This window comes from Roseibium album (genome assembly GCF_965233825.1).
Lineage (GTDB): Bacteria > Pseudomonadota > Alphaproteobacteria > Rhizobiales > Stappiaceae > Roseibium > Roseibium album.
This window is the reverse complement of record NZ_OZ247583.1, coordinates 2,851,916-2,873,148: the sequence shown is the minus strand read 5'-3', so window position 1 is coordinate 2,873,148 and position 21,233 is coordinate 2,851,916. Positions and strand designations below refer to the sequence as shown.

The 21,233-nt window shown below is 56.0% G+C and carries 23 protein-coding genes; 14 read left to right on the top strand and 9 right to left on the bottom strand.

The features are described 5' to 3' along the window. Positions 1 to 25: 25 nt before the first annotated feature. Positions 26 to 505: an SRPBCC family protein gene (locus tag ACO6TI_RS13330; RefSeq protein ID WP_055111424.1), complete on the bottom strand. Its 480-nt coding sequence runs from the start codon at positions 503 to 505 to the stop codon at positions 26 to 28. A 338-nt stretch (positions 506 to 843) separates the two neighbouring features. On the opposite strand from ACO6TI_RS13330, the gene ACO6TI_RS13325 reads away from it, so the two are divergent. Then, positions 844 to 1,746, top strand: coding sequence for an MBL fold metallo-hydrolase (locus tag ACO6TI_RS13325; RefSeq protein ID WP_422385086.1), 903 nt, complete (start codon positions 844 to 846; stop codon positions 1,744 to 1,746). 5 nt (positions 1,747 to 1,751) lie between these two features. Here the strand turns inward: ACO6TI_RS13325 and ACO6TI_RS13320 are convergent, their stop codons facing one another. Then, positions 1,752 to 2,738 (bottom strand): DUF1499 domain-containing protein, encoded by a 987-nt coding sequence (locus tag ACO6TI_RS13320; RefSeq protein WP_055112636.1) that lies wholly within the window; start codon positions 2,736 to 2,738, stop codon positions 1,752 to 1,754. A 240-nt stretch (positions 2,739 to 2,978) separates the two neighbouring features. On the opposite strand from ACO6TI_RS13320, the gene ACO6TI_RS13315 reads away from it, so the two are divergent. The 3 genes from ACO6TI_RS13315 to ACO6TI_RS13305 all read left to right on the top strand — a co-directional run bounded on the left by ACO6TI_RS13315 (position 2,979) and on the right by ACO6TI_RS13305 (position 5,215). Beyond that, positions 2,979 to 3,371: a hypothetical protein gene (locus ACO6TI_RS13315; RefSeq protein ID WP_422385085.1), complete on the top strand. Its 393-nt coding sequence runs from the start codon at positions 2,979 to 2,981 to the stop codon at positions 3,369 to 3,371. A 289-nt stretch (positions 3,372 to 3,660) separates the two neighbouring features. Next, on the top strand, positions 3,661 to 3,804 hold the full coding sequence (locus ACO6TI_RS13310) for a hypothetical protein (protein WP_172670762.1): 144 nt from the start codon (positions 3,661 to 3,663) through the stop codon (positions 3,802 to 3,804). 436 nt (positions 3,805 to 4,240) lie between these two features. Then, positions 4,241 to 5,215, top strand: a complete 975-nt coding sequence (locus ACO6TI_RS13305; RefSeq protein ID WP_104703447.1) for a magnesium transporter CorA family protein — start codon at positions 4,241 to 4,243, stop codon at positions 5,213 to 5,215. 36 nt (positions 5,216 to 5,251) lie between these two features. Here ACO6TI_RS13305 and pdxH read toward each other — a convergent pair whose 3' ends face one another. Further along, the gene (pdxH, locus tag ACO6TI_RS13300; RefSeq protein WP_055111414.1) at positions 5,252 to 5,887 is read right to left on the bottom strand and encodes a pyridoxamine 5'-phosphate oxidase; all 636 of its coding nucleotides are present in this window, start codon (positions 5,885 to 5,887) and stop codon (positions 5,252 to 5,254) included. An 80-nt stretch (positions 5,888 to 5,967) separates the two neighbouring features. Here pdxH and ACO6TI_RS13295 point away from each other — a divergent pair, with 80 nt between their 5' ends. Continuing rightward, a complete protein-coding gene (locus ACO6TI_RS13295) occupies positions 5,968 to 6,435 on the top strand; it encodes an RT0821/Lpp0805 family surface protein (RefSeq protein ID WP_209003656.1) in 468 nt (155 codons plus the stop codon). A gap of 202 nt (positions 6,436 to 6,637) precedes the next feature. Beyond that, positions 6,638 to 7,645, top strand: a complete 1,008-nt coding sequence (locus ACO6TI_RS13290) for a DnaJ C-terminal domain-containing protein (protein WP_055111410.1) — start codon at positions 6,638 to 6,640, stop codon at positions 7,643 to 7,645. A gap of 169 nt (positions 7,646 to 7,814) precedes the next feature. Here the strand turns inward: ACO6TI_RS13290 and ACO6TI_RS13285 are convergent, their stop codons facing one another. Together ACO6TI_RS13285 and ACO6TI_RS13280 are read right to left on the bottom strand one after the other, a co-directional pair. Beyond that, on the bottom strand, positions 7,815 to 8,306 hold the full coding sequence (locus tag ACO6TI_RS13285; RefSeq protein ID WP_422385084.1) for an SRPBCC family protein: 492 nt from the start codon (positions 8,304 to 8,306) through the stop codon (positions 7,815 to 7,817). A 4-nt stretch (positions 8,307 to 8,310) separates the two neighbouring features. Continuing rightward, positions 8,311 to 8,652: an ArsR/SmtB family transcription factor gene (locus tag ACO6TI_RS13280; RefSeq protein WP_055112634.1), complete on the bottom strand. Its 342-nt coding sequence runs from the start codon at positions 8,650 to 8,652 to the stop codon at positions 8,311 to 8,313. A 107-nt stretch (positions 8,653 to 8,759) separates the two neighbouring features. Between ACO6TI_RS13280 and ACO6TI_RS13275 the strand changes: the two genes are divergently transcribed. Genes ACO6TI_RS13275 through ACO6TI_RS13265 form a run of 3 tightly spaced genes read left to right on the top strand, consistent with a single transcriptional unit; the run spans position 8,760 to position 10,302 of the window. Then, positions 8,760 to 9,290, top strand: coding sequence for a MarR family winged helix-turn-helix transcriptional regulator (locus tag ACO6TI_RS13275; protein WP_055111406.1), 531 nt, complete (start codon positions 8,760 to 8,762; stop codon positions 9,288 to 9,290). After that, positions 9,287 to 9,619 (top strand): antibiotic biosynthesis monooxygenase, encoded by a 333-nt coding sequence (locus ACO6TI_RS13270; RefSeq protein ID WP_422385083.1) that lies wholly within the window; start codon positions 9,287 to 9,289, stop codon positions 9,617 to 9,619. The genes ACO6TI_RS13275 and ACO6TI_RS13270 overlap by 4 nt, the downstream gene beginning before the upstream one ends. Next, the gene (locus tag ACO6TI_RS13265; protein WP_422385082.1) at positions 9,616 to 10,302 is read left to right on the top strand and encodes a GNAT family N-acetyltransferase; all 687 of its coding nucleotides are present in this window, start codon (positions 9,616 to 9,618) and stop codon (positions 10,300 to 10,302) included. The genes ACO6TI_RS13270 and ACO6TI_RS13265 overlap by 4 nt, the downstream gene beginning before the upstream one ends. 47 nt (positions 10,303 to 10,349) lie before the next feature. On the opposite strand, the gene ACO6TI_RS13260 is transcribed toward ACO6TI_RS13265, so the two are convergent. Continuing rightward, positions 10,350 to 10,856 carry a ClbS/DfsB family four-helix bundle protein gene (locus ACO6TI_RS13260; protein WP_422385081.1) on the bottom strand — a complete coding sequence of 169 codons (507 nt, stop codon included), beginning with the start codon at positions 10,854 to 10,856 and terminating at the stop codon, positions 10,350 to 10,352. Between the two features lie 278 nt (positions 10,857 to 11,134). Between ACO6TI_RS13260 and ACO6TI_RS13255 the strand changes: the two genes are divergently transcribed. Next, on the top strand, positions 11,135 to 11,530 hold the full coding sequence (locus ACO6TI_RS13255) for a hypothetical protein (protein WP_422385080.1): 396 nt from the start codon (positions 11,135 to 11,137) through the stop codon (positions 11,528 to 11,530). 34 nt (positions 11,531 to 11,564) lie between these two features. On the opposite strand, the gene ACO6TI_RS13250 is transcribed toward ACO6TI_RS13255, so the two are convergent. Further along, positions 11,565 to 12,887, bottom strand: coding sequence for an NAD(P)/FAD-dependent oxidoreductase (locus ACO6TI_RS13250; RefSeq protein WP_422385079.1), 1,323 nt, complete (start codon positions 12,885 to 12,887; stop codon positions 11,565 to 11,567). 1 nt (position 12,888) lies between these two features. Next, positions 12,889 to 14,214, bottom strand: coding sequence for an NAD(P)/FAD-dependent oxidoreductase (locus ACO6TI_RS13245; RefSeq protein WP_409855178.1), 1,326 nt, complete (start codon positions 14,212 to 14,214; stop codon positions 12,889 to 12,891). Between the two features lie 228 nt (positions 14,215 to 14,442). On the opposite strand from ACO6TI_RS13245, the gene ACO6TI_RS13240 reads away from it, so the two are divergent. Together ACO6TI_RS13240 and ACO6TI_RS13235 are read left to right on the top strand one after the other, a co-directional pair. Further along, positions 14,443 to 14,673, top strand: a complete 231-nt coding sequence (locus tag ACO6TI_RS13240) for a DUF3329 domain-containing protein (protein ID WP_208992518.1) — start codon at positions 14,443 to 14,445, stop codon at positions 14,671 to 14,673. 7 nt (positions 14,674 to 14,680) lie between these two features. Beyond that, complete coding sequence (locus ACO6TI_RS13235) at positions 14,681 to 17,068, top strand: fatty acid cis/trans isomerase (RefSeq protein WP_422385078.1); 2,388 nt, start codon at positions 14,681 to 14,683, stop codon at positions 17,066 to 17,068. A 7-nt stretch (positions 17,069 to 17,075) separates the two neighbouring features. Here ACO6TI_RS13235 and ACO6TI_RS13230 read toward each other — a convergent pair whose 3' ends face one another. After that, positions 17,076 to 17,969, bottom strand: a complete 894-nt coding sequence (locus tag ACO6TI_RS13230; RefSeq protein WP_055111393.1) for a LysR family transcriptional regulator — start codon at positions 17,967 to 17,969, stop codon at positions 17,076 to 17,078. A 163-nt stretch (positions 17,970 to 18,132) separates the two neighbouring features. On the opposite strand from ACO6TI_RS13230, the gene ACO6TI_RS13225 reads away from it, so the two are divergent. Next, positions 18,133 to 19,749 (top strand): GMC family oxidoreductase, encoded by a 1,617-nt coding sequence (locus tag ACO6TI_RS13225; RefSeq protein ID WP_422385077.1) that lies wholly within the window; start codon positions 18,133 to 18,135, stop codon positions 19,747 to 19,749. Next, positions 19,746 to 21,233, top strand: coding sequence for an aldehyde dehydrogenase family protein (locus tag ACO6TI_RS13220; protein ID WP_422385076.1), 1,488 nt, complete (start codon positions 19,746 to 19,748; stop codon positions 21,231 to 21,233). Before ACO6TI_RS13225 ends, ACO6TI_RS13220 begins: the two co-directional genes overlap by 4 nt.

The window sequence follows — 21,233 nt, the reverse complement described above, 5'->3', positions numbered from 1 at the left end:
TTGTATATAAATGCAAAAGGCACGCTTATCGCCAGCTTACATTTGCAGCAGCGGTCTTCAGGTTCGAGATTATCCGTGGCCAACCGTCAGCTTGCTGCATCTGCACCAGATACTGCTCACCTTTTTCGCCGTGCCGAAGAAATTCGTTATGAACAATTTCAAGGCGGGTTTTTTCACCGGCTTCGCGAAAGTTGACCATAACGCGGCTGGCCGTAAGGGGATCGGCAATTTCCTCGCCCTCTTGGGAAACCTGCCAGGCCAGACGAACATAAATCGGGGGTTCTATCGACAGCACCGTTCCCCAGATGCGCTGTCTTCCATTGCCGTCGATCTCGAAGCAGCTGCCTCCAACGCATGGCTCGATCCCCGGCTCCACCTGTCCTTCGCCCGGATTTCGAAAAGGTGAGACCCACCATGCGTCGAGCCGGTCAACACACAGCGAGAATGCCCGATCCCGCGGCAAGTCCAGCAAAAAGTCAAAGCGGCATTCCTGTTCATCGGCCATTCTTGTTCCACCAAGTTTCTGCTGCTGCACACATTTTATTTCGAATCACTGTAACCCATTGGCAGGCAAAGTTCCCTGTCCCGGGAGGCTCGCCTTCGAAATTGGACAGAGTGGCAACCTTGCCGAGTTGAAAACGGCCGACCTATGAGATCCCTTCCGTCTTCAATCGAATTTTGGCTGCCCTAGCCGATTCGAAAGTCATATACATGACGCAAGGGCCCGCCGCGGCCCCGACTTCAATAGCCGGCCTGCCTGAATTTGACGAAAATGGTTGCCATCCCCACCGAACTGCTTGAGGTTCATTCGGGAAAAAGTCAAATTTCTGCAACCGGCCCTCAATGAAACACGACCGCGACTTCAATCCGGAATACGGAACTCCCGTTGAGATTTCCCCCGGCATCCGGCGCCTGACCGCTGAAAATCCCGGCCCTTTCACCTTCCGGGGAACGAACAGTTACCTGCTGGGATCGCGCCGGCTTGTGGTTGTCGACCCCGGCCCGGCATTGCCAGGTCACCTGAACGCCATTTTGAAGGCAGCTGATGGTGCCACAATCGAGGCAATCCTTGTATCCCACACACACATGGACCATTCGCCCGGCGCGCGTTTGCTCAAGAACGAGACCGGTGCCCCGATCGTAGGATGCGGACCGCATCGTGCAGCTCGCGACCTGTTCGAAGGCGAGGTCAATCCGCTCGACAGCAGCGGCGACAAAGAACACATTCCGGACCGGCTACTTACGGACAGTGAAACATTCACGGCGACTGAATTCTCCATCGAGACAATCGCAACTCCGGGACACACCGCAAACCACTTATGTTTCGCAATCCAGGGCGAGGACATCATTTTGTCGGCCGATCACGTTATGGGTTGGTCGACTTCGATCGTCGCGCCACCTGACGGCGCGATGCGGGATTACATGACTTCAATCGAAAAGATGCTTGACCGTTCTGAAAATACCTATTTTCCAGGGCATGGCGGTCGCATCCATGATGCACATTCCTATGTCCTCGATCTGAAACAGCACCGCCTCAACCGTGAGGCATCGATCCTGGCGACGGTTTCGGAGCGTGAACGGACGATAAAGGAGATCGTCGCGGAGCTCTATGCAGAGGTCGATCCCTCGCTGCATCCCGCAGCAGGTCTGTCCGTCTATGCACACCTGGAAGATCTCGTTGAACGCGGTCTGGTATCGGCACGTCCAGACCTCTCGTTGACAGCAGGCTACAAAAGAACCGCCTGAAGACCTTAACCCTCCAGGTCGGTCGCATCCGGATCATCTGGAGCCGATAACTCGTCATCCCCGAAATAGGGTTTGAAGCCCGGCAGAGGAACAACTTCTCGCGGATCTTCTACAATTTCAGGTGTCAGTTCGTCTTCCAGTTCGCCCTCCTCAACGGAGAGCCGTGCGAGATCCCCGTAAGTTTCCAGCAAAACGCGATCGATTTCGGCGAATACGGTTCTGATCTGGCCCGCGTTGGTGGAAAGATCCTGCAACGGGGTTCTGGAACGCGAGCGGACGTCCAGCAGCGCACCGACCTGATCGGGTCGGATGCGGAGCGCAACGTCGAACTTCAATCCGAGATAACGCGTTACACCCTCAGCCTGTAATCGCGTTGCCGCATCCAGCAGGTCAGGCGGCAATTCGTCGACCACGGTCCAGTTCAGGTTTTCCAGCGCCTTGGCGCCGGCAACGTGTAGCTGGCCAGGAGCAATCCGGTATCGGCGAGGCACAATATCAGCAGAATTTCTCGACAGATCTCTGCCTTGAGAAGACGGGGAGATCGAAAGTCCGGACACCAATGGCCAAACGTTTTCTTCCAGCTTGACAGTCGCCCAGTTCAGAAACGGCTGCGACGATGCGATCTTCTCTGACTTGAGTTCAGGAGGATCGATCTTGTCTGTAGAAATGTCATTCGCCCCGGGACTGGCGACAAGTGTTCCGATCACAATAGACGGCGGCACGAGGGCAAGAACACCAAAGAACGTCCCGATCAACGCTTCAGAGACGCCAGGTCCACCATAGCTCCAAATGCGCTGGAATGCCGCCAAGGCAGCCACGATCGCGACAATGGCCAAAATTGCAGCGCAAGTCAGGGAAAGAACGAATACATCCGCATCGACCAGACCGAACCGTTTTGCAACAAAAGCGGTCAATGCGATGGCAAGCGCTATCGCACCAATGGTCCGGCTCACCGGCGCCGATGCTGTTTTGTAAACGGCGTATTGCTTCATTTCTTTCCAACCTGCATCGCGGGCCATGCTATGAGGCCGTGATCGGCAAAACCAGATTTGTTTTCTTGTTTACAGGCAAATTGTCAATTTTGAACTTCACTTCCGCAATCAGCTCATCATAAATTCGGTCGGTCAGGTTCAAGAATCATTTTCGCAACCGGCAACAAGTTGGAGCCCTGACCAAGCAGGGTGAACATTACTGGACCGATTTCCCGTCAACCGCCAAATGAAGCGCACCTTATGGCAAACCTGAACAAGCCGAATGTGAACGCACGAGTCGCAGGGCCGATTGCAACGAGTCTTGGAAACGTATTCGTTTGTTACGCGCTTATCCTGACGTTTTTTCTGGCTCCTCTGGCGCTGTTCATTGCAATGCGGTTTTCCGAACCTGCAGAACAAAGCGTATTTGCGCATTTTTATTACATCCGCACAACGATCGCTCTCTTGGTGATCGGTTGCTGTGTGGGAGGTCTGCTGATCCTGTTGGGGGCTGATCTGTCGTCCTCGCTCATCCTTGTCGGGCTCGCAATTTTTGTGCTGACTGGGTTTCTGACCCTGGCACGCTGTCTGGTCGGCGGATTCTGTGCGCTTCGCGGCAGGCCGCCAAGAAGTTACAGGTCCTACCTGGTGTAGCAACTATGAATTTATACCCTCATAAGTAGCAAAAATGGAAGAAAGTTAATCTTTACTTAACGATATACTTCAAATTCACTCCCCTTACGTTACATCCTGTTATAGAATTTGACTGGCTGAAATGGCTAAATAAGCGCATGATTTCTATGCCGGTTGCGGAAAAAATGGAATTGGCGAGAAACTCGCCCTTGGAATGCCGCAATTGGATACGACATGCACGCGGCCCGCAGTTATCCGCGCACCCAATTGCCAGTTAGCGGGAACTGGATAAGATAACGGACCTGGAAAAATGTCTGAACAAACATCCCACCCGAACGCCAAAGTTCCGGCGGGAGCCAAATTGATTAATCAATATAAGCCAGTCGGCATTGCCGCATTGAACGCCGCAGCACTCTGCAAGAACGCAGGCGCAGCGACGAAGAAAAACAAATAACCGGCCGCAATTTTCAGCGCCCGATTATTTCAAGACCTCTTGTCGGCCTCAGCCGGCCTCAACCGGTTTCTTCATCAGGTACCGCTGAGCTTGCCGTGTCCCGATCTGTTAGGCAAACTGCCGCCGACAAGGTCTATTGAGAATCGAAATTCATCGTGATTTCGAAGCAAGCCGCAGTCCGTCAACAGGCGAAAACAGCTGGCCGTCCCTTTCGAGTGACTGCCTGATCCGTTGCGCCGATTGCCCCTGCGACGTGCTTCTCGCCCCGAAGCTGCCCCAGTCGGATCAACCGGATCGTACTGGCTGTTCATGCCGCCGCCGCTCATGCCGGTTGCTGCTCTCGGGGCAATCATCCGACACGATCGCAACTCATCAGGCCCTGGCACTTTTTCGCCGGTTACCACCGGCATGCCCTGTCCCATCGGAGACTGCCCTGATGATCATTGCCTATTGCCCGTCCGTAAAAGGCCTCGAACGTATCGAACTCGCAGCTGAGGCTCCCCTGCCTGCGACGTCGGTGTGGATAGATCTCGTCGCACCGACACGCGAAGAGCAGAAGGCTGCTGAAAAGCTGATGGGCGCGGAAATCCCAACGCGCGAAGAAATCGCGTCGATTGAAACTTCCGAGCGACTCTACGTGGAGCCCGGCGCGGTCGTCATGACGGCCCAGATGCCCATAGCGACCCGGACGCTGGATCCGATCCTGTCCTCCGTCACTTTTGTCCTGAGTGCCAAACGGCTGGTGACCCTTCGTTACGGGGAACCCAAGTCAATCTCCATTCTGTCCAAGAAAGTTCAGTCTGACACCACAATCGCACATATGGGACCGGCCGTGCTCTTTGCGTTGCTCGACATTATTGTCGACCGCTGCGCAGATGAAATGGAAAGCGCATCGTCCCGTTACGACAACCTGGCTCTCCAGGTGTTCGGCGACGGGCTCAACATGCGCAAAACGGCCAGCTATCAGGTGGTGATAAAACAACTTGGGCAAATCGGCCTGCACGTTGCCAAGATGCATGATGTGTGCACGAGCCTGTCACGCGCCCTTCTCTTCATGAATACCCACGCGAAGAGGCTCACCCTGACCGAGGAGCAGGTAACCGAGTTGAAGACCTATGGCCGCGATATCCGGTCAATCAAGGAACATGCAGACGCCCTGGACAACAAACTTGCCTTTCTGCTGGACGCCACTGTCGGGCTGGTCACACTTGAACAGAACCAGATTTCAAAAATCTTTACGGTCCTGGGTCTGGTCTTCCTGCCCCCTACCCTGATCGCCTCAATCTATGGCATGAACTTCGCCAACATGCCCGAACTCAACTGGGAACAGGGATTTTTGTTTGCACTCGGTCTGATGCTTGCGTCCGTGATCGCAACATTTCTGTTTTTCCGCTGGAAGCGGCTGCTTTAGATCCGTGTCACGTCCGTATGCCGATCGCTGTTTCGCTCAAGGATATAGCCGCTCCTTGTCCCAGGGCTGGTCGGGACCCTCGCGCGTGAACAGAATTCGATCGTGCAGCCTGAATGGCCGGTCGTGCCAGAATTCGATGGATGTCGGCTCAAGCCGCATGCCTGACCAGTATTCAGGCCTTGGTATGTCTCCGATCCCGAATTTCGCGGTGAACCTGGCAACTTCCTTTTCCAGAGCGAAACGGCTTTCCAGAGGCCGGGACTGTTTTGACGCCCATGCACCTATCCTGCTGCCGCGCGGACGGGACTGGTAATAAGTGTCCGCTTCATCGACGGTAACCTGATGGACCACGCCGCGCACGCGCACCTGACGTCGCAGTGACTTCCAGTGGAAGCACATTGCGGCCTTGCCGGACGACAGCAGTTCCCTGCCCTTCGCACTCTCGAAATTCGTGTAAAACACGAAGCCGCGATCATCGACGTCTTTCAAAAGGACCATGCGCACATTAGGCAAGCCGGACGGGTCAACAGTTGCAAGCGCAAGGGCATTCGGATCATTGGGTTCCGATGCCTTGGCGTCTTCAAGCCATTCAGAAAAAAGATCAAATGGTTTCTTGACCTCCGCGAAGTCACCTTTTGTTAACTCTTCAGAGGGATGCTTGAGGTCTGTCATAGGTTACCTGTCGAAGAATTCGATCGCCTGCAGCACGGCAAGAACATGCCAGCTTGGAGGCTGTCCGTAAGTTGTTTCGTATGCGTTCATATACTCTCACGTACAACAAGATCCAGCCCTTTATGGGCATCATTGCGCTGCTTGGGAGCCTGCTTGCAGGCTGCGCACAGGTTACAGTTCCGATAGGCAGCAACAATGTGGATACGCCCACTGTCCTGACGGGCTCGATTCCATCCTCGACCGATCAGGCCTATACAGACGTCAACGCGGAAGATCGTGCTGTCATTGCAGAAAACCTCGATTCGCTTGACCAGACCCTGGACAACTATGACGCCGGCCAGGACGTGCTGCTGTCCTGGTTGAATCCGATCAGTGGCAATTCAGGCACCGTGACAAGCATCAAGGCTGACGGACTCACTGAAACAGGGTGCCTTTCCTTCCAGACGACGGCAAACACAATTGCCGGCATCAGGCTTTACTCCGGAACGGCCTGCCGGGATATCAGCCAGAAATTCGCTGTGACAGCCCTCAGCGTCGCCGACGCTTGATCAGCCGATCAAATCGCCTCATAAGGAAGTGCTTTGTTGCTGGAGGCGAAGGACTGGAATTTTGCCCTCTTCGTTCCGATATAGTAGTTAAGTTCGGTCAAGTATTGTCTCAGGAAAACGCGCGCTTCGGAGCAGGTCATGTGTCCGGAGCGTTTATGCGTGAGGCGACAGGCTGGAGAATCTTAGAAACCTGGTGATGTGAATGCGAGATCCCTATAGCGTTCTCGGTGTGGCGAAAAGCGCCAGCGAGGGCGAGATCAAGAAGGCTTTTCGGAAGCTGGCCAAGAAATACCATCCGGATCAGAACAAGGACGATCCGAAGGCGCAGCAGCAGTTTGCCGAAGTGAATCAAGCCTATGAAATCATCGGCGACAAGGACAAGCGCGCCAAGTTCGACAACGGTGAGATCGACGCGGAAGGCAAGCAGCGCTTCCAGTCGAGGGGCTTTGACGGCTTTTCCGGATTTGAGGACTTTGGCGCTGCAGGCGGTGCACGCGGCCACAGGTCGGCGGGCGGCGGCAGCACTGGTGGCGGCGCTGGTGGCTTCGACGACATCCTGAACGACATCTTCGGCGGCTTCGGCGGTCGCGGCAACCGTCCGGGAGGCGGTCCCGGCGCCGGGCCAGGCGCTGGCTTTGCCGGTGGCAGTGCGCGCACGAAAACGCCGCACAAAGCAAAAGGCAAAAATGCCGAAATCATTGCCCGCGTGTCGTTGGAAGACATCGTCAACTCCGGCAAGACCCAAGTCACACTGCCGAGCGGCAAGACAGTCAACGTGACCTTGCCGAAGGGTGTCGAGGAAGGCGAGAAAATTCGCCTGAAAGGCCAGGGTCATCCAGGTGAAAACGGCGGTCCGGCAGGCGACGTGATGGTCGAGATCCGGATCAGGCCACACACGCTCTACGAGGTGAATGGTTCCGACCTCCACCTGGACTTGCCGCTGACGCTTTACGAGGCAGTGCTCGGCGCCAAGGTCCGCACACCAACGCTTTCCGGTGCCGTGAACCTGACCATTCCGCCAAATACGTCAAGCGGCAAGGCCATGCGCCTGAAAGGCAAGGGCCTGCCCAACAAGAACGACGGCCATGGCGACCTTCTTGTCAAACCCCAGATCATCATGCCGCATCATAGCGACGAAGAGCTGGAAACACTGATGAAGGCCTGGAAGGAAATCACGCCCTACCGAGCGCGTGGACCGGAGTTCGACTAGATACTGACCGGCTTGCAGCGCCAACGTGGCAAAAAGATTTGGCCCCACACTTCGTGTCATCTGACGCCACCCCGACCTCGAGCCGGGGCAGCTTTTGCAAAGGGACCTGTCCTGTTTGGGTCCGGGACGGCACAGCAGGTTCGGTTTCCAGGAGTGCCGCCCGAGATCGTCAGCCCTGTAATTCTTCCAGCAGGTCCGCCAGCATTTCCATGCCCTTGCCCCAACCCTTGTCGAGGCCACTGATGGCTCCGGCAAAGCAGGTTATTTCCGCTTCGCTCGCCTCATGGGGTGTCCAGATGAGGCGTACTTCGGTCTGATCTCCAGCCTGTATGAAGGTCACGGTCGTCAGGAGAGTGCGCGGCCAGTCGGGCATCATCGGATTTGCTGAGATTTCCCAGTCCGCGTCGGAGACCGAATGTAGCCAGACAAGTTTTTCAGGCTCGACGACTTCAGTATATTCGACGCGTTGAAAGTGGGAGCCGCCGCCGAATTTCATCTCGTTCAGCCAGAGACCTCCCGGCTGCACGTCCAGTTTGTGAATAACCGTTTCAATACCGGGCCCGTACCAACGGGCCAGCAATTCCGGTTGGGTCCAGGTTTTCCAGACAAGTTCGCGCGGCGCATTGAAACGTCTTTCAAGAATGTATTCAGGCAATGACATTAATTTACTCCCACTGATCGGTGTTTTTGAGTTCTTCAAGAAGATTGTCGAGCTGGTCGAAACTGGAGGACCAGAATTTTCTGAATTCCTCAAGCCAGGCGACCGCCTCTTTCATCGGCTTCGCGTTGAGACGGGCCGGACGCCGTTGACGATCGGTTCCACGCGTTATCAAACCTGCACGCTCAAGAACCTTGAGGTGTTTCGACACAGCGGGCTGACTCATTTCAAACGGCTCGGCCAGTTCGTTCACCGACGCCTCGCCCGAAGCCAGTTTCGTCAAGATGGCCCGGCGAGTCGGGTCGGACAGGGCGGAAAACACTGCATCGAGGCCAGGTTTGCCAGACATATAACCAACTTGTTCCATAACTTAAAGGTTATATCAAACAATCGAATTGTCAAGTTGATTAATTTATATAACTGATTATATTACTAGTTATGTTTATGGAGCCTAACATGATTGAAGATGTTGTCCGATCACTCGGGTACGGCACACTTGGCAGCAGGCTGAAACGGATCGGTGAAAAACTGCAGTCGCAAACACAGGAAATCAGCAACGAAGTTGCCAAGGCGGAGTTGTCCGCGTCGCTCAATCCGGTACTGGCGACTCTTGATCGAAACGGCTCCCTTAGTATCGGTCATCTTGCAGAGGCGCTTGGACAAAGCCAGCCCGGAGTCACACGCATGGTCAACAAGCTGAAGGCTGCAGGGCTTGTCGAGAGCCAGCCGGATGAAAAAGACCGGCGTGTCAACAGAATTGCACTGACCGACCGCGGCGTTGCGCTCGTCTGGCATCTGCAGCAGACCCTGTGGCCCAAAGTCATGCTGGCGGTCAAGGATGCCTGTGCAGGACTGGAGGGGTCGCTTTTGCAACAGCTTTCCCAACTGGAAGACGCGCTTGACGAGCAACCCCTCAGGAAACGATGCTCCTCGGATTCCCTTCCCGACTGGAGTCGATTGGCACAGGAGATGGAGGACCCCCGATGATCAAACGCATTTGGCATGGCTGGACGACGCATGAAAACGCCGATCGGTACTTCGGTATCCTGACGGATACGGTCATTCCCGGCATCGAGGCCAAGACCATTCCAGGTTATCTCGGCATTGAAGTTCTGAGACGCGATCTGACAGATGAAGTGGAATTCAAAACCATCATGAGTTTTCGCTCGATTGACGATGTCATTGCCTTTCAGGGGCCGAATTATGCAAGAAGCCATGTTCCCGGTGCTGCACAGGAAGTTCTGAAGCGTTGGGACCAGACGGCCGAACACTATGAATTACTTTTATCCCGGAACGCTGCAGGTGCCATGACATGACCAGTTTGCTGAACCGAGTTGTCTGGTCTGCTCTCACGACCCGCCAGGATCACTTTTCAAAGCGGGGAACGCTCGCTCGGAGGTTCGATCCAGAAATTTCGCCGTTTGCAGCCTCGAAAGACAATTCGGCAGATGCGCTCGCAGCGTTGACAGAGCTGATTTGCCCCGGCGACAAACCGGTCTTCCTGCTACAGGCTGAACAGATCACGCTTCCCGAAACGCTGGTCGCGGACAAGACCGCACTTGGCGTTCTGATGATGGAAAAAACCGCCCGGGAACCTGAAGCCTCCGCTCCCATGATCGTGCCCCTGTCGAGTGACGACATTCCGGAAATGGTCGCACTTGCGGACCTCACTCAGCCAGGCCCTTTCACCAGACGCACCCCGGAACTCGGGACGTTCTGGGGCGTAAAACTGGACAATCGGCTGGCTGCCATGGGCGGCACGCGGTTGAACCTTGAAGGTTACACGGAGATCAGCGGTCTTTGCACGCATCCGGACTTTCAGGGGCGTGGACTGGCAACCGCCCTAACGCTTCACATTGCCAAAGTCATACGGAGCCGCGGCGACAAACCATTTCTTCACGCTTATGCAGACAATCATGGCGCGATTGCACTTTACCGCAAGCTCGGCTTTGACATCTGGAGCGAAGTAAACGTCGCGGTCGTCCGCCGGAATTCCTGAGCTCCAGGCTGAACCGTCATGCACGACAACCCGGCAAAGTTCCCACCTTATTGGGGCTTGGAATTGAACCGCCTGATCCCCTGGCGCAAATACTTTGTTGCCGAACGATAGTGGCTCGGTCCCGCTGCTTCCGCCCAACGGCCCGTCGGCCAGGCATTGTTGGCGCCTTTCATCGGTGCGCTGTAGAGCTGATCGTCAGACAGGGACTCAATCAATCGCAGCAGCTTGTTGTGATTACGTTCAAGCAGCGCAACTGCTTCTGTCCAGGTCATCCCCTTCTGCCGAGCACGAAGGTCGGCGTTGTACCGCTTTGTTTCGTTCCATTTGTACCCCTCGGCGGGAAAGTAAACTGTCTTTTCCTCTTGCCCATCCAGATACCAGCCAAGGAACAGGTCGATCCAGTGCGCCCGATGAGCGACTATGTCCTTGGGCGAAACGCCTTCATCGTCCAGTTCAAGGCGAAGACCGGCAGGCAGGATATCAAGCAACCGGCAGAGTTTTTCAAATTCCTTCAGTGCAAGTGACAGGAGATCCTGCTTCGATTTGGCCGCCATTGCATTCTCCCACCTGTTTCCGTGAATAAAGCGCAGCCAGTAAAAAGCGGCATTGATCTTTGCCAAGCCGTATGTCGAATGCATGTCAAGTCGCCGGGCACCTGGCAAATCAATGCGGGAACCGCTGGCCTTCCGGATAGAACAACCCGAGCAACCTATCCAGAGTTGCATCTTGGCAACACGTGATTATTTTTACGCGTCAAACAGCATCAGTCATTGCAATTAAAAAGGGTGTCTTTTAGCCAAGTTACACTCGATAATAATGACAAGGTCAGACAATGCGCATTCTACTCGGCTTCATATTCCTAGCCCTGTTTTCCACCTTTAGCCTCGCCAAAACGATCCGGGAAACGGTCCCGGCGAACAAGACGTCCGCTGTGGGTGCACATGCCACCTATGGTCCAGAATGCGAGAGTGGTGTAATTCCGAAAATGAAAATCACCCAGGCTCCCAAAAACGGCAAAGTCACTTTCCAGCAAATCGATACGAAACTCAGCGAAAAAGCCGGGCGCTGCGCTGGCAGACCTGTCAAGGGCACCATTGTGGTCTACAAACCGAACCGGGGATTTCGCGGCGAGGATGTTTTCCGTATCCGTTTTACCATGGACATGTACGACTACGGTTCTGCAAAGATCCGAAACGTGACCAACAAATACATCATCCAGGTCAAATAGATTTCCGGAAGGGCTGATTAACCGGCTGGTTGCGTTACCGGTCAAGACACCCGAAAATCCAGTAGGCGCCTTGCAGATACAGTTTTCGGAAGGCCGGCAAGGGGAACTTTCGAAACGGAATTTGCAGAGGAGACGGCAGATCGTCCCGTCTCAGAGAGCCGGTTACCAGACCGGCGATCTTCTCACCGGATAGGGACGCCATCGCTATTCCGCTGCCATGCCAGCCCATGGCCGCGTAGATGCCGTCCATGCGCGGGACTTCCCCGACGAATGGCGTCAGGTTGCGCGCGAGACAGACATTGCCGTGCCAGGCAAATTCCGTCTCGACATGCGCCCATGCCGGAAACATGGTCTCAAAGTCGTTGCGGGCGCGCTTTTGCATGGCTGTCAGCGCGGGCGCCTTTTCGAAGATCCCTCCGCGGGTTCCAAACAGGAACCGTCTGTCGGGCAGCAGGCGAAAATAATGCAGCAGTCTTCTTGTATCTGCAGCCATCGTGTCCGCGGTCCATCCCTGATCGGACAGCTCTCCTTCGCTCAGCGGACGCGTTACCTGGATGGATGACATGACCGGCAACGTGCGGCCATGCAACCATTTCGGCACGGTCTCACGGGCATAACCGTTGCCTGCCAGCACGATCTTTTTGGCCCTGACGTATCCATGCTCCGTTTCCAGGCGCCAGCACTCACCATCCTGATTCACACCAGTGACCGGTGACTTGCCAAAGATCCGACCACCAGCTTGCCGCACTTGATCACCGAGTGCGAGTAGATACTTCAGCGGATTGAGGGCAAAGCCATATGGCATATGCAGGCCACCATGGAATTCCGGACCGCCATACCCTTCCGAATCCAGTTCACTCTTTCCAAGAACGCGGGTCCTGATGCCGAAGTTATCCTTGAGGAATGCCGCCTCTTCCTTCAGGCTTGCAAGATCCTTCGGGCGATGCGCCAGATAGATTTCTCCCTTCGAGTGACAGTCTGCATCGACACCCCAGTTTTCGAGCCGTTGTGCGACAAGATTGATCCCCGCGACCTGATAGGCGGCGAATTTCCGCGCCTCATCAAGCCCAAACCTCCTGATCAGCTGGCGTGCATCGAGTTTCGTTCCACCCAGGCAACAGAAACCTCCGTTTCGTCCGGACGCACCAAAACCGACATGTTCGGCTTCCAGAACTCCAATCGAAAGTCCGCTCTTTGCAAGCTTCAACGCCGCGCTGAGACCGGCGTAACCAGCCCCGATAACAGCGACATCAAAATGCGCATTGCCGATCAGCTGCCGGTCCTGACGCACGTGGTCGACGCTTGCCTCCCAATAGCTGCCTATCGTTTCGCGCGGGGTCCTGCTCTGCTGCAACATGTCAAAACCCGAGCCTGTCGCGAAGCGAAAACCATGTCATTGCCAGAACCAGAAGCGGAAACCGCAGACGATCCCCGCCCGGAAATGAGGGAATTTCCAGCTTGTCGAAAACATCGAACCGACCGGCGGTCCCCGATACTGCCTCTGCCAGGATCTGTCCGCCAAGGGTCGCCATGGCGACACCGTGCCCTGAATAGCCCGTCGCAGTCAGCATGTTGGGGGCCAGCCTTGCAAAATAGGGCATGCGTTTCGGCGTTATCGCCAACGTGCCTCCCCAGCCATAGTCAATGCCGACATCTTTCAGTTGCGGGAATATCTCCAGCATGGGAGCACGGACAAAGGACTTGATATCGTCCGGAAACCTGTAGCCGTAATTTTCACCACCGCCGAACAGGAGGCGGCGGTCCGCGGAAAGACGGAAATAGTTGATGACAAACTTGCTGTCGGCAACGGCGGCATTGTTTCCAATGAGCTGCTTTGCTTCTTCTTCGGAAAAAGGTTCTGTCGCCACGATGTAGTTGTTGATCGGCATGACGTGAGCAGCCGTCTGGCGATCGAGGCGGCCGAGATAGCCGTTGCATGCCAGGATAAGGTGGTCGGCCTTGACGTCGCCCGTTGCCGTCCTGACCGTAATCCGCCCGCTACCCTTGCCATCAATCCCGTTGACCCTCGTTTCTTCGAAAATCTTCGCACCGGCGGCCTGGGCGGCACCGCCGATCCCCAGCGCAAAGTTCAGTGGATGAAGATGTCCGGCGCCCAGGTCGAGCGATCCGCCGAAATAACGCGGGCTGCCGACATGTTGCCCTATCTCGTCACCATCGACGAACCGGATGTCCTCATAGCCATAAACGAGCCGCAGATGCTCGACATAGTCACGGCTCTCCTCGACATATGACTTTCGGTGGTCAGCATGAAGAATGCCAGGGGAGTAATCACAGGCGATGCCATGACGCGAAATCAGCCCCCTGACGAGAGCTTTTGACTCTTCCGCCAGACCCCACAGGAGTTTTGCATGCGCCTGTCCGTGACGTTGCTCCAGCTCGGTCTGCTCCACACGCTGACCCGATCCAACCTGCCCGCCGTTGCGCCCTGAAGCCCCCCAACCAATCCTGTTTGCTTCCAGAAGTACAACATCCAGCCCTTTCTCGGCCAAATGAAGGGCAGCGGACAGGCCGGTGTAGCCTCCTCCGACGATGCAGACCTGGCAGTTCAGCGTTTCATCAAGCCGCGGGTGAGCCGTCATCGCATTTGCTGTCGCAGCGTAGTAAGAAGGCGCGTGGCATCCCGGCGTGTCGTTCGCCGTCAGGAGATCAAGCGTTGTCAGCATCGCGGATCGCCAGCTCCCTTTTGAAAGGATTGCGTGTTCTGGTCCGAATTGCGCTCACCTTCTCGCGTTCACGCGGCGGATTCAAGACGAAATCAACCTTCGGTGAGCAAGTTTTGCTTGATTTTGCAAGCCCTTGCCATTCACCTTGCGTTAAATTGACGGTCTTGACAGTTTCGGCGCGTCCGATGAAATGATCGAGCCCGCATGACCCGGAAGGAAGGCAAAACTGTGTTAGGACCTGCAGAACACCCCTGGCTAGATCCGTTGTGGCGACGCATTGTGCTTGTCGTATTTTGTGGTGGCTGGGCAGTGATGGAATACGCTCTCGGAAATTCCGGATGGGCAATTTTCGTCGGAGCTGTCGCACTTTACGCGGCCTGGTCCTATCTTTACGCATACAAGGGACCTGAAGACCCCACCCGGCAGACCCGGCCAAGAATGGACGAAGACGGGGGATAGATGCAGCATGCGGCGCAGGATTCTTTCACTAATTCGGCAGGTTGCCAGTCTTGGAAAGATCCATGGCATGCTCTGTCTTCTGCTGCTGCCCCTGATCTTTGCTGTCATCGATTCTGCTTCGGCGAGTGACACGAAGGAAGCTTCATCCCATTCGACGATCCAGGATGTTCTCAACAAACGCTGTGTTGTCTGCCATGGCTGCTATGATGCGCCCTGCCAGTTGAAACTTTCATCGGCAGACGGATGGCAACGCGGCGCCACGAAGGCGAGGGTGTACGATTCCTCGCGCCTTGAAGATGCGCCGATGACGCGGCTCGGCATTGATGCGAGGACGGTTCCCCAATGGCGTGAAAAAGGATTTTTTTCGGTCACCGGCGGCAGCGGGCACCAGTCCATGCTCGAGCAGCTCCTGAAGGCCGGACGCAGCAAGGATTTCAAACCGGGCGCTGCCCTGCCCGACAGCCTCGACATCAGCCCGCTGAGAAAGAACAGCTGCCCGACACCGTCTGAAATTAGCGGTTTTTTGGCTGATCACCCTTTCGCCGGCATGCCCTTCGGAACCGCTCCGCTTCCCGACGAGGACTATCGTCGTCTTCTCGCCTGGGCATCCGATGGTGCCCCCGCGGATACGAGCGCAACGGTCATTCCCCAGAACATTGCAGACGAAGTCCGCAGGGTTGAGGCTTTCTTCAACAGGGAGACGCTCAAATCGAAACTTGTTGCCCGCTACATTTTCGAACATCTCTTTCTGGCGCATCTCTACATTGAAGGTGACAGTCCACGGCGTTTCTTCCGCCTCATCAGATCCAGCTCGGCACCAGGCTCCGAACCGGATGAAATCCCCTCCCGCCGTCCGTTCGATGACCCCGGAGGTCGCTTCTTCTATCGGCTGGTTCCGATCGATGGCACAATTCTCCACAAGGAACATATTGTCTACGAGATCGGTCAGAACCGGCTGCGCCGCTTCGAGGACCTGTTCCTTTCGAACGACTGGACGATTGACGAGCTTCCGTCCTACTCCAAGGAGGCTGGCGGGAACCCCCTTTCCACATTCAAGGCACTTCCGCCACACAGCCGGTACCAGTTCCTGTTGGACGATGCGCTGTTTTTCGTGCGCACCTTCATTCGGGGTCCCGTCTGCTACGGGCAGGTTGCGGTCAATGTTATCCAGGATCGATTCTGGATATCGTTCCTGGACCCCGCTTCAGATCTGTCGGTCACCGATCCGACCTACCTTCAAGACGCGATTCCGATCCTCGAACTTCCGGTCGCCGTTTCGGACGACAAGATAACAGAGCGCCTCAAGAGTTTTCTTCTGGTTGGGCCCGTCAAGTATCAGGCCTTCCGGCAAAAGCGCTATGCCGAAAAAGCCAGGACAGACGGCGGCCTCGGGTATTCTGATATCTGGGATGGCGATGGAACCAACATCGATGCACGGCTGACGATTTACCGGAATTTTTCCTCCGCCTCGGTGGTGACCGGGTATCAGGGAGCCTTTCCGAAAACAGCCTGGGTAATCGACTTTCCCCTGTTTGAAAGGGTCTACTACGACCTCGTCGCAGGCTTTGATGTTTTCGGCAATGTGGAGCACCAGCTGACGACCCGGATGTACATGGACAATCTTCGCCGCGAGGGTGAAAGGATGTTCCTGTATTTCATGCCACCCGACGTCAGGGAACCACTCCATGACAGCTGGTACGAAGGACCACTCGCCACACTGATCGATCAATGGAAGGAAAGTCCTCTCGATACCGAGACACCAACAGGTGTTGACTTCAAAACGGACCATCCCAAGTCCGAATTCCTGTCTGAACTGCTCAAGACTGAACCCGATCTCTGGCCAGCGAGCGACCCTATCAACCGTTGCGACGGCAATAATTGCGCGCAGCAGACCACTGTCGCCGGTCAGTTGCGTCCGCTGAGCGGACATCCTGCTCCATTCGTGAAATTCCTGCCCGACATTTCAATACTCATTATCGAGGACGGGCAGACGGAGGACATTTTCACGATTGCGCACGATATGGCCCACAGCAATGTTGCATTTATCTTCAACGAAGACCTGCGGCGGGAACCGGAAGAGGACGAACTTACAATCGTGCCGGGCCAGTTCAGCAGCTACCCGAATTTCGCATTCAGAATGGATGCAAAAGACGTCCCCGCCTTTGTTGAGGATGTCATGTCCATCCGCAGCCAACAGGACTATCTTAAGGTGGTAGAGACATATGGTGTGCGCAGAACCGATCCCCGGTTCTGGGAAACCTACGATCTTGTCCAGTCCCGCCTCAACGAGCAGAGTGCTGTCCAGGCCGGACTTCTTGACATCAACCGATACCGCGACCCCAAACCCCTGGATCCCATCGAAAGGCTGTTTCAATTCACCTTTTCGGTCGATTGATGAACGGTCACAGATCCTTGGCTCCCAGCTCACCGATCAACCAGCTGCAAAAAATCTGAGCGTCTGACCCCAGACCCTGCCGCGGACCGGAGGTGACCAGATAGTAGCTGTGGCGGCTCTTAATTTTCCTGTCACAGGAAAGAACCAGCCGCCCGGTTTCCAGGTAGGGCTGCGCGAGCGTTTCAAGCACGAGAGCATGACCATGGCCGAGAGCGGCCAGTTCCAATGCAGACAGCGTCTGGTCCACCTGAAGCCCGGTCCGTCGTGGCGCAGGATGCCCGAAAGCCCTGAAAAAGCTCTCCCAGGTGTCTATCACGCCCATGATGTCGAGCCGTGAGGCATGCGCCAGCGTATCAAGATCCCTCTCCCTGACGTCAAACGAGAATTGAGGATGACAAACGGGGACGATCGGATCGTTCAACAGGAACTCAACAGCTCCGTCCCGCCAGCTGCCGTCGCCAAAGCGGATATCAATGTCGAAGAGATCCGGGTTCAGCGTTTCGGCCCAAGACGCCGACATCATTTGCAGTTCAATTTCCGGAAAAGCCTGCTGGAACGACTTCAAACGCGGGATCATCCACAGCTGGCTGAAACTGTTCAGACAGCGGAAACGGACCGGCTTGCGATCCCGTTCGCCGAAAACCGAGACCGTGGCGATGGAAAGGTCTGAGAACGCCTTTTCGACACTGGGCAAATAGGTTTGGCCCAGTCTTGTGAGGACGAGTTCACGGTGAACCCTTTCAAAGAGCGGATAGCCAAGCTTCTGCTCCAGCTGACGCACCTGGTAACTGACCGCTGCCGGTGTAATCAACAGTTCTTCTGCCGCCCGGGTAAAGTTGCCAAGGCGAGCCGAAGCTTCGAACGCACGAAGCCATGACAGGGGTGGGAGGCTATAGACCATATCTCTAGGCTCAGCGTTTTTTGCAACACCCGACATTTCGTATTCGGAAACAGGTTCTTCCTACAAAATTTTTCAATGCTTCTCCAAATATTTTTTCGTTTCATGGATTTTGCAATCTCGTGGAAACTTCGCGGCAGACACAACAAGACAGCCGGTGTCACCAATGCAAAGAGCCGATTACATCATCGTCGGAGCCGGGTCTGCCGGATGCATCCTTGCAGAGCGCCTGAGTGCTGACCCGCACTCCACCGTGCTTTTGCTGGAAGCCGGGAGCGCCGACAATTCACCCTGGGTACGATTGCCTCTGGGATATGCCAAGCTTGTCTCAGATCCAAAGTGCACCTGGCAATTCAAGACGGAGCCGGACACGGGCCTGAATGGACGCAGTATTTCCTGGCCGAGGGGCCGCATGCTGGGGGGATCGGGTTCTGTCAATGCCATGGTTTATTGCCGCGGCCTTCCAAGAGATTTTGAAGACTGGGTGGCATCCGGAGCAGAAGGCTGGGGTTGGCGGGACGTCAAACCTGTATTCGAACGCCTGGAAACGAAAGTGTCGCCCAGCGGCAGAAAAATGGGATGCGGCTGGATCCACGTCCAGGACACGTCGAAACAGATACACAGACTTAATCGCCATTTCTTTTCGGCACTCGACGAGGCAGACCTGCCACGGTCGGACGATTTCAACGGCGCAGCGCCCGAAGGCGGTGGCAACTACCACATCAATACGAAAGACGGGAAGCGCTGTTCGTCCGCACGCGCCTTCTTGCATCCGGCCCTGTCCCGCCCGAATCTCGAACTGCTCACCGAAGCACAGGCCAAACGGGTCCTCTTTGAGGGCAACACGGCTGTCGGCATCGAGTTGACGAGCGGTGAAGTGCTTCGTGCCGATCGGGAGGTCATCCTTTCAGCCGGCGCCATCGGCTCACCCCAGCTGTTGCAAGTGTCCGGGATAGGTCCGGGTAACCTGTTGCAGGATCTTGGAGTTCCCGTGCTTGTTGCCAACCCCAATGTCGGCGGAAACCTACAGGATCACCTTGCCGCCAACTTCACGTTTCGGGCCAAAGAAGCAACGCTCAATGCCGTGTTGCGCCCCCTGGCGGGCCGGGCACGTGCCGCCCTGCAATATGCGGTTACACGAAAGGGCCCTCTTGCGCTGTCTGTGAACCAGTGCGGCGGGTTCCTGAAATCGCAATCCGGGTTGGAACATCCAGATCAACAGCTTTACTTCAATCCCATCAGCTATCGGCTGCTCCCGAACGGCAACACGGCAAAGCTGACCCTGGATCCCTTCAACGGCTTCATCATCTGTGCGCAACCGACCCGGCCAACCAGCCGGGGACGCATCGATATCAAAAGCGTGGACAGTACTGTTGCTCCCCTGATCCAGCCGAATTCGCTTGCAACGGAAGAAGATCGCGAAGCGGTCATTGCCGGCGGCCGGCTTTGCCAGAAAATCATGTCGAGCCAGGCCATGCGCTCTGTTGTGGACGCGTCCGTCGCACCTCATCTGGAAACGCTCGACGGCAAAGGAATTCTGGCCGATTTCCGCGACCGTGCCAGCACCGTCTATCATCCGGTCTCGACCTGCCGGATGGGTAAAAATGCAGAAACATCGGTGATCGACAGCCGTCTCAAGGTTCACGGAGTTGACGGTCTGAGAGTTGTCGACGCCTCTGCCTTTCCAAATATCACCTCGGGCAATACCAATGCCCCAACCATGATGCTTGCCCTGAAAGGGGCTGACCTCATCCTTCAAGACCGGAAACGAGCCACGCAATGACAGCTCATGACATCGCACAAGATTATCTGAAGACCGGCAGGCTTGCAGCCCTGCCCGATGGCCACTTCATTGACGGCAAGACCACGCAGCCATCGAACCGGAAAATGGAAAGCTTCGATCCAGGACGGGCGGAGGCCTTCGCGGAATTCTCCCTTGGTGAAGAGACCGACATGGATCTTGCCATTGCGTCAGCCGAAACAGCCGCACGGCACTGGCGGCAGGTGACGCCGGGCGAGCGTTGCAGGATCCTGAACAATGTCGCCCGCCTGTTTCGAGAGAATGCCGACCGGCTTTCAGTGATCGAAGTGGTCGACAGCGGCAAGACCCTGGCAGAAGCACAGGGCGACATTCAATCCTCCGCGCGGCTGTTCGAATATTACGCAGGCGCCGCCGACAAGCTTGACGGGCGGTCCGTCAATCTCGGGCCGGCCTACACAGCCTTTACCGCGCGCGAACCGGTCGGGGTTACCGGGCATATCATTCCCTGGAACTATCCAACATCGACCTTTGCGCGCGGTGTCGCACCTGCGCTTGCCGCAGGATGTTCGGTTGTTGCAAAGCCAGCGGAGACAACACCCTTCACCGCCCTCGTGATGGCAGAACTGCTCTGCGAGGCAGGTGTGCCGGCGGGGCTGGTCAATGTCGTCACCGGCCTTGGCGCGGATATCGGTGCCCGGATGGCACGTGACCCGCGGATCAAGCAACTGACGTTCACAGGGTCCGTTTCGACAGGCATCAATGTTGCCCAGATGGCAGCCCCCAACGTCACGCGGCTGACCCTGGAACTTGGCGGCAAGTCTCCCCTGATCGCCTTCAGTGATGCAGACCCTGAAAAAGTGGCGGACGGAGCCTACTGGGCGATCTTCTCCAATTCCGGTCAGATCTGCTCTGCCGGGTCCAGGCTCATCATGCACAAGGCGATCCGAGACGATGTTCTTGCCATTCTTGGTGAGCGGGCAAAGTCGATCAGGACAGCACACGGACTGACCGCACCGGATATGGGTGCGATCAACTCGGAGCTGCACCTGTCGCGGATCAAGGCGCATGTCGAAGCAGCGAAAGGCCGCGGCGCCCATCTTCTAACCGGCGGCGACGTGACGGTCGACACCGACACCGGCAAGGGCTGGTTCTTCCAGCCGACCGTAATTGCCGACCTTGAACCTGATGACCCGGCAGTACAGGAAGAGATATTCGGGCCGGTGCTCTCGGTTCAGAACTTCGACACCGAAGACGAGGCCATACAACTGGCCAACGGCACGGAATTCGGCCTGATCGCGAGCGTTTATACCCAGGATGTCGGCCGGGCAATGCGGGTCGCCTCGGCCATGGACTGCGGCCAGGTATCGATCAACGACTACTGGGCCGGCGGATTGGAACTGCCATTCGGCGGCAACAAGAAATCCGGCTATGGACGCGAAAAAGGCTGGGAAGGACTCGATGCCTATACCAAGGTAAAGTCGATCACGATCAGCAACGCCAGTTAG

Excerpts from the sequence above, each read along its gene's own strand:
- ACO6TI_RS13220 (WP_422385076.1), top strand. The coding sequence starts at position 19,746 with ATGACAGCTCATGACATCGCACAAGATTATCTGAAGACCGGCAGGCTT.
- ACO6TI_RS13280 (WP_055112634.1), bottom strand. The coding sequence starts at position 8,652 with ATGTCTGGCAAACCTGGCCTCGATGCAGTGTTTTCCGCCCTGTCCGAC.
- ACO6TI_RS13275 (WP_055111406.1), top strand. The coding sequence starts at position 8,760 with ATGATTGAAGATGTTGTCCGATCACTCGGGTACGGCACACTTGGCAGC.
- ACO6TI_RS13265 (WP_422385082.1), top strand. The coding sequence starts at position 9,616 with ATGACCAGTTTGCTGAACCGAGTTGTCTGGTCTGCTCTCACGACCCGC.
- ACO6TI_RS13235 (WP_422385078.1), top strand. The coding sequence starts at position 14,681 with ATGCGGCGCAGGATTCTTTCACTAATTCGGCAGGTTGCCAGTCTTGGA.
- ACO6TI_RS13230 (WP_055111393.1), bottom strand. The coding sequence starts at position 17,969 with ATGGTCTATAGCCTCCCACCCCTGTCATGGCTTCGTGCGTTCGAAGCT.
- ACO6TI_RS13295 (WP_209003656.1), top strand. The coding sequence starts at position 5,968 with ATGCGTTCATATACTCTCACGTACAACAAGATCCAGCCCTTTATGGGC.
- ACO6TI_RS13255 (WP_422385080.1), top strand. The coding sequence starts at position 11,135 with ATGCGCATTCTACTCGGCTTCATATTCCTAGCCCTGTTTTCCACCTTT.
- ACO6TI_RS13305 (WP_104703447.1), top strand. The coding sequence starts at position 4,241 with ATGATCATTGCCTATTGCCCGTCCGTAAAAGGCCTCGAACGTATCGAA.
- ACO6TI_RS13310 (WP_172670762.1), top strand. The coding sequence starts at position 3,661 with ATGTCTGAACAAACATCCCACCCGAACGCCAAAGTTCCGGCGGGAGCC.
- ACO6TI_RS13290 (WP_055111410.1), top strand. The coding sequence starts at position 6,638 with ATGCGAGATCCCTATAGCGTTCTCGGTGTGGCGAAAAGCGCCAGCGAG.
- ACO6TI_RS13330 (WP_055111424.1), bottom strand. The coding sequence starts at position 505 with ATGGCCGATGAACAGGAATGCCGCTTTGACTTTTTGCTGGACTTGCCG.
- ACO6TI_RS13315 (WP_422385085.1), top strand. The coding sequence starts at position 2,979 with ATGGCAAACCTGAACAAGCCGAATGTGAACGCACGAGTCGCAGGGCCG.
- ACO6TI_RS13260 (WP_422385081.1), bottom strand. The coding sequence starts at position 10,856 with ATGGCGGCCAAATCGAAGCAGGATCTCCTGTCACTTGCACTGAAGGAA.
- ACO6TI_RS13245 (WP_409855178.1), bottom strand. The coding sequence starts at position 14,214 with ATGCTGACAACGCTTGATCTCCTGACGGCGAACGACACGCCGGGATGC.
- ACO6TI_RS13285 (WP_422385084.1), bottom strand. The coding sequence starts at position 8,306 with ATGTCATTGCCTGAATACATTCTTGAAAGACGTTTCAATGCGCCGCGC.
- ACO6TI_RS13320 (WP_055112636.1), bottom strand. The coding sequence starts at position 2,738 with ATGAAGCAATACGCCGTTTACAAAACAGCATCGGCGCCGGTGAGCCGG.
- ACO6TI_RS13225 (WP_422385077.1), top strand. The coding sequence starts at position 18,133 with ATGCAAAGAGCCGATTACATCATCGTCGGAGCCGGGTCTGCCGGATGC.
- ACO6TI_RS13270 (WP_422385083.1), top strand. The coding sequence starts at position 9,287 with ATGATCAAACGCATTTGGCATGGCTGGACGACGCATGAAAACGCCGAT.
- ACO6TI_RS13250 (WP_422385079.1), bottom strand. The coding sequence starts at position 12,887 with ATGTTGCAGCAGAGCAGGACCCCGCGCGAAACGATAGGCAGCTATTGG.
- ACO6TI_RS13325 (WP_422385086.1), top strand. The coding sequence starts at position 844 with ATGAAACACGACCGCGACTTCAATCCGGAATACGGAACTCCCGTTGAG.
- pdxH (WP_055111414.1), bottom strand. The coding sequence starts at position 5,887 with ATGACAGACCTCAAGCATCCCTCTGAAGAGTTAACAAAAGGTGACTTC.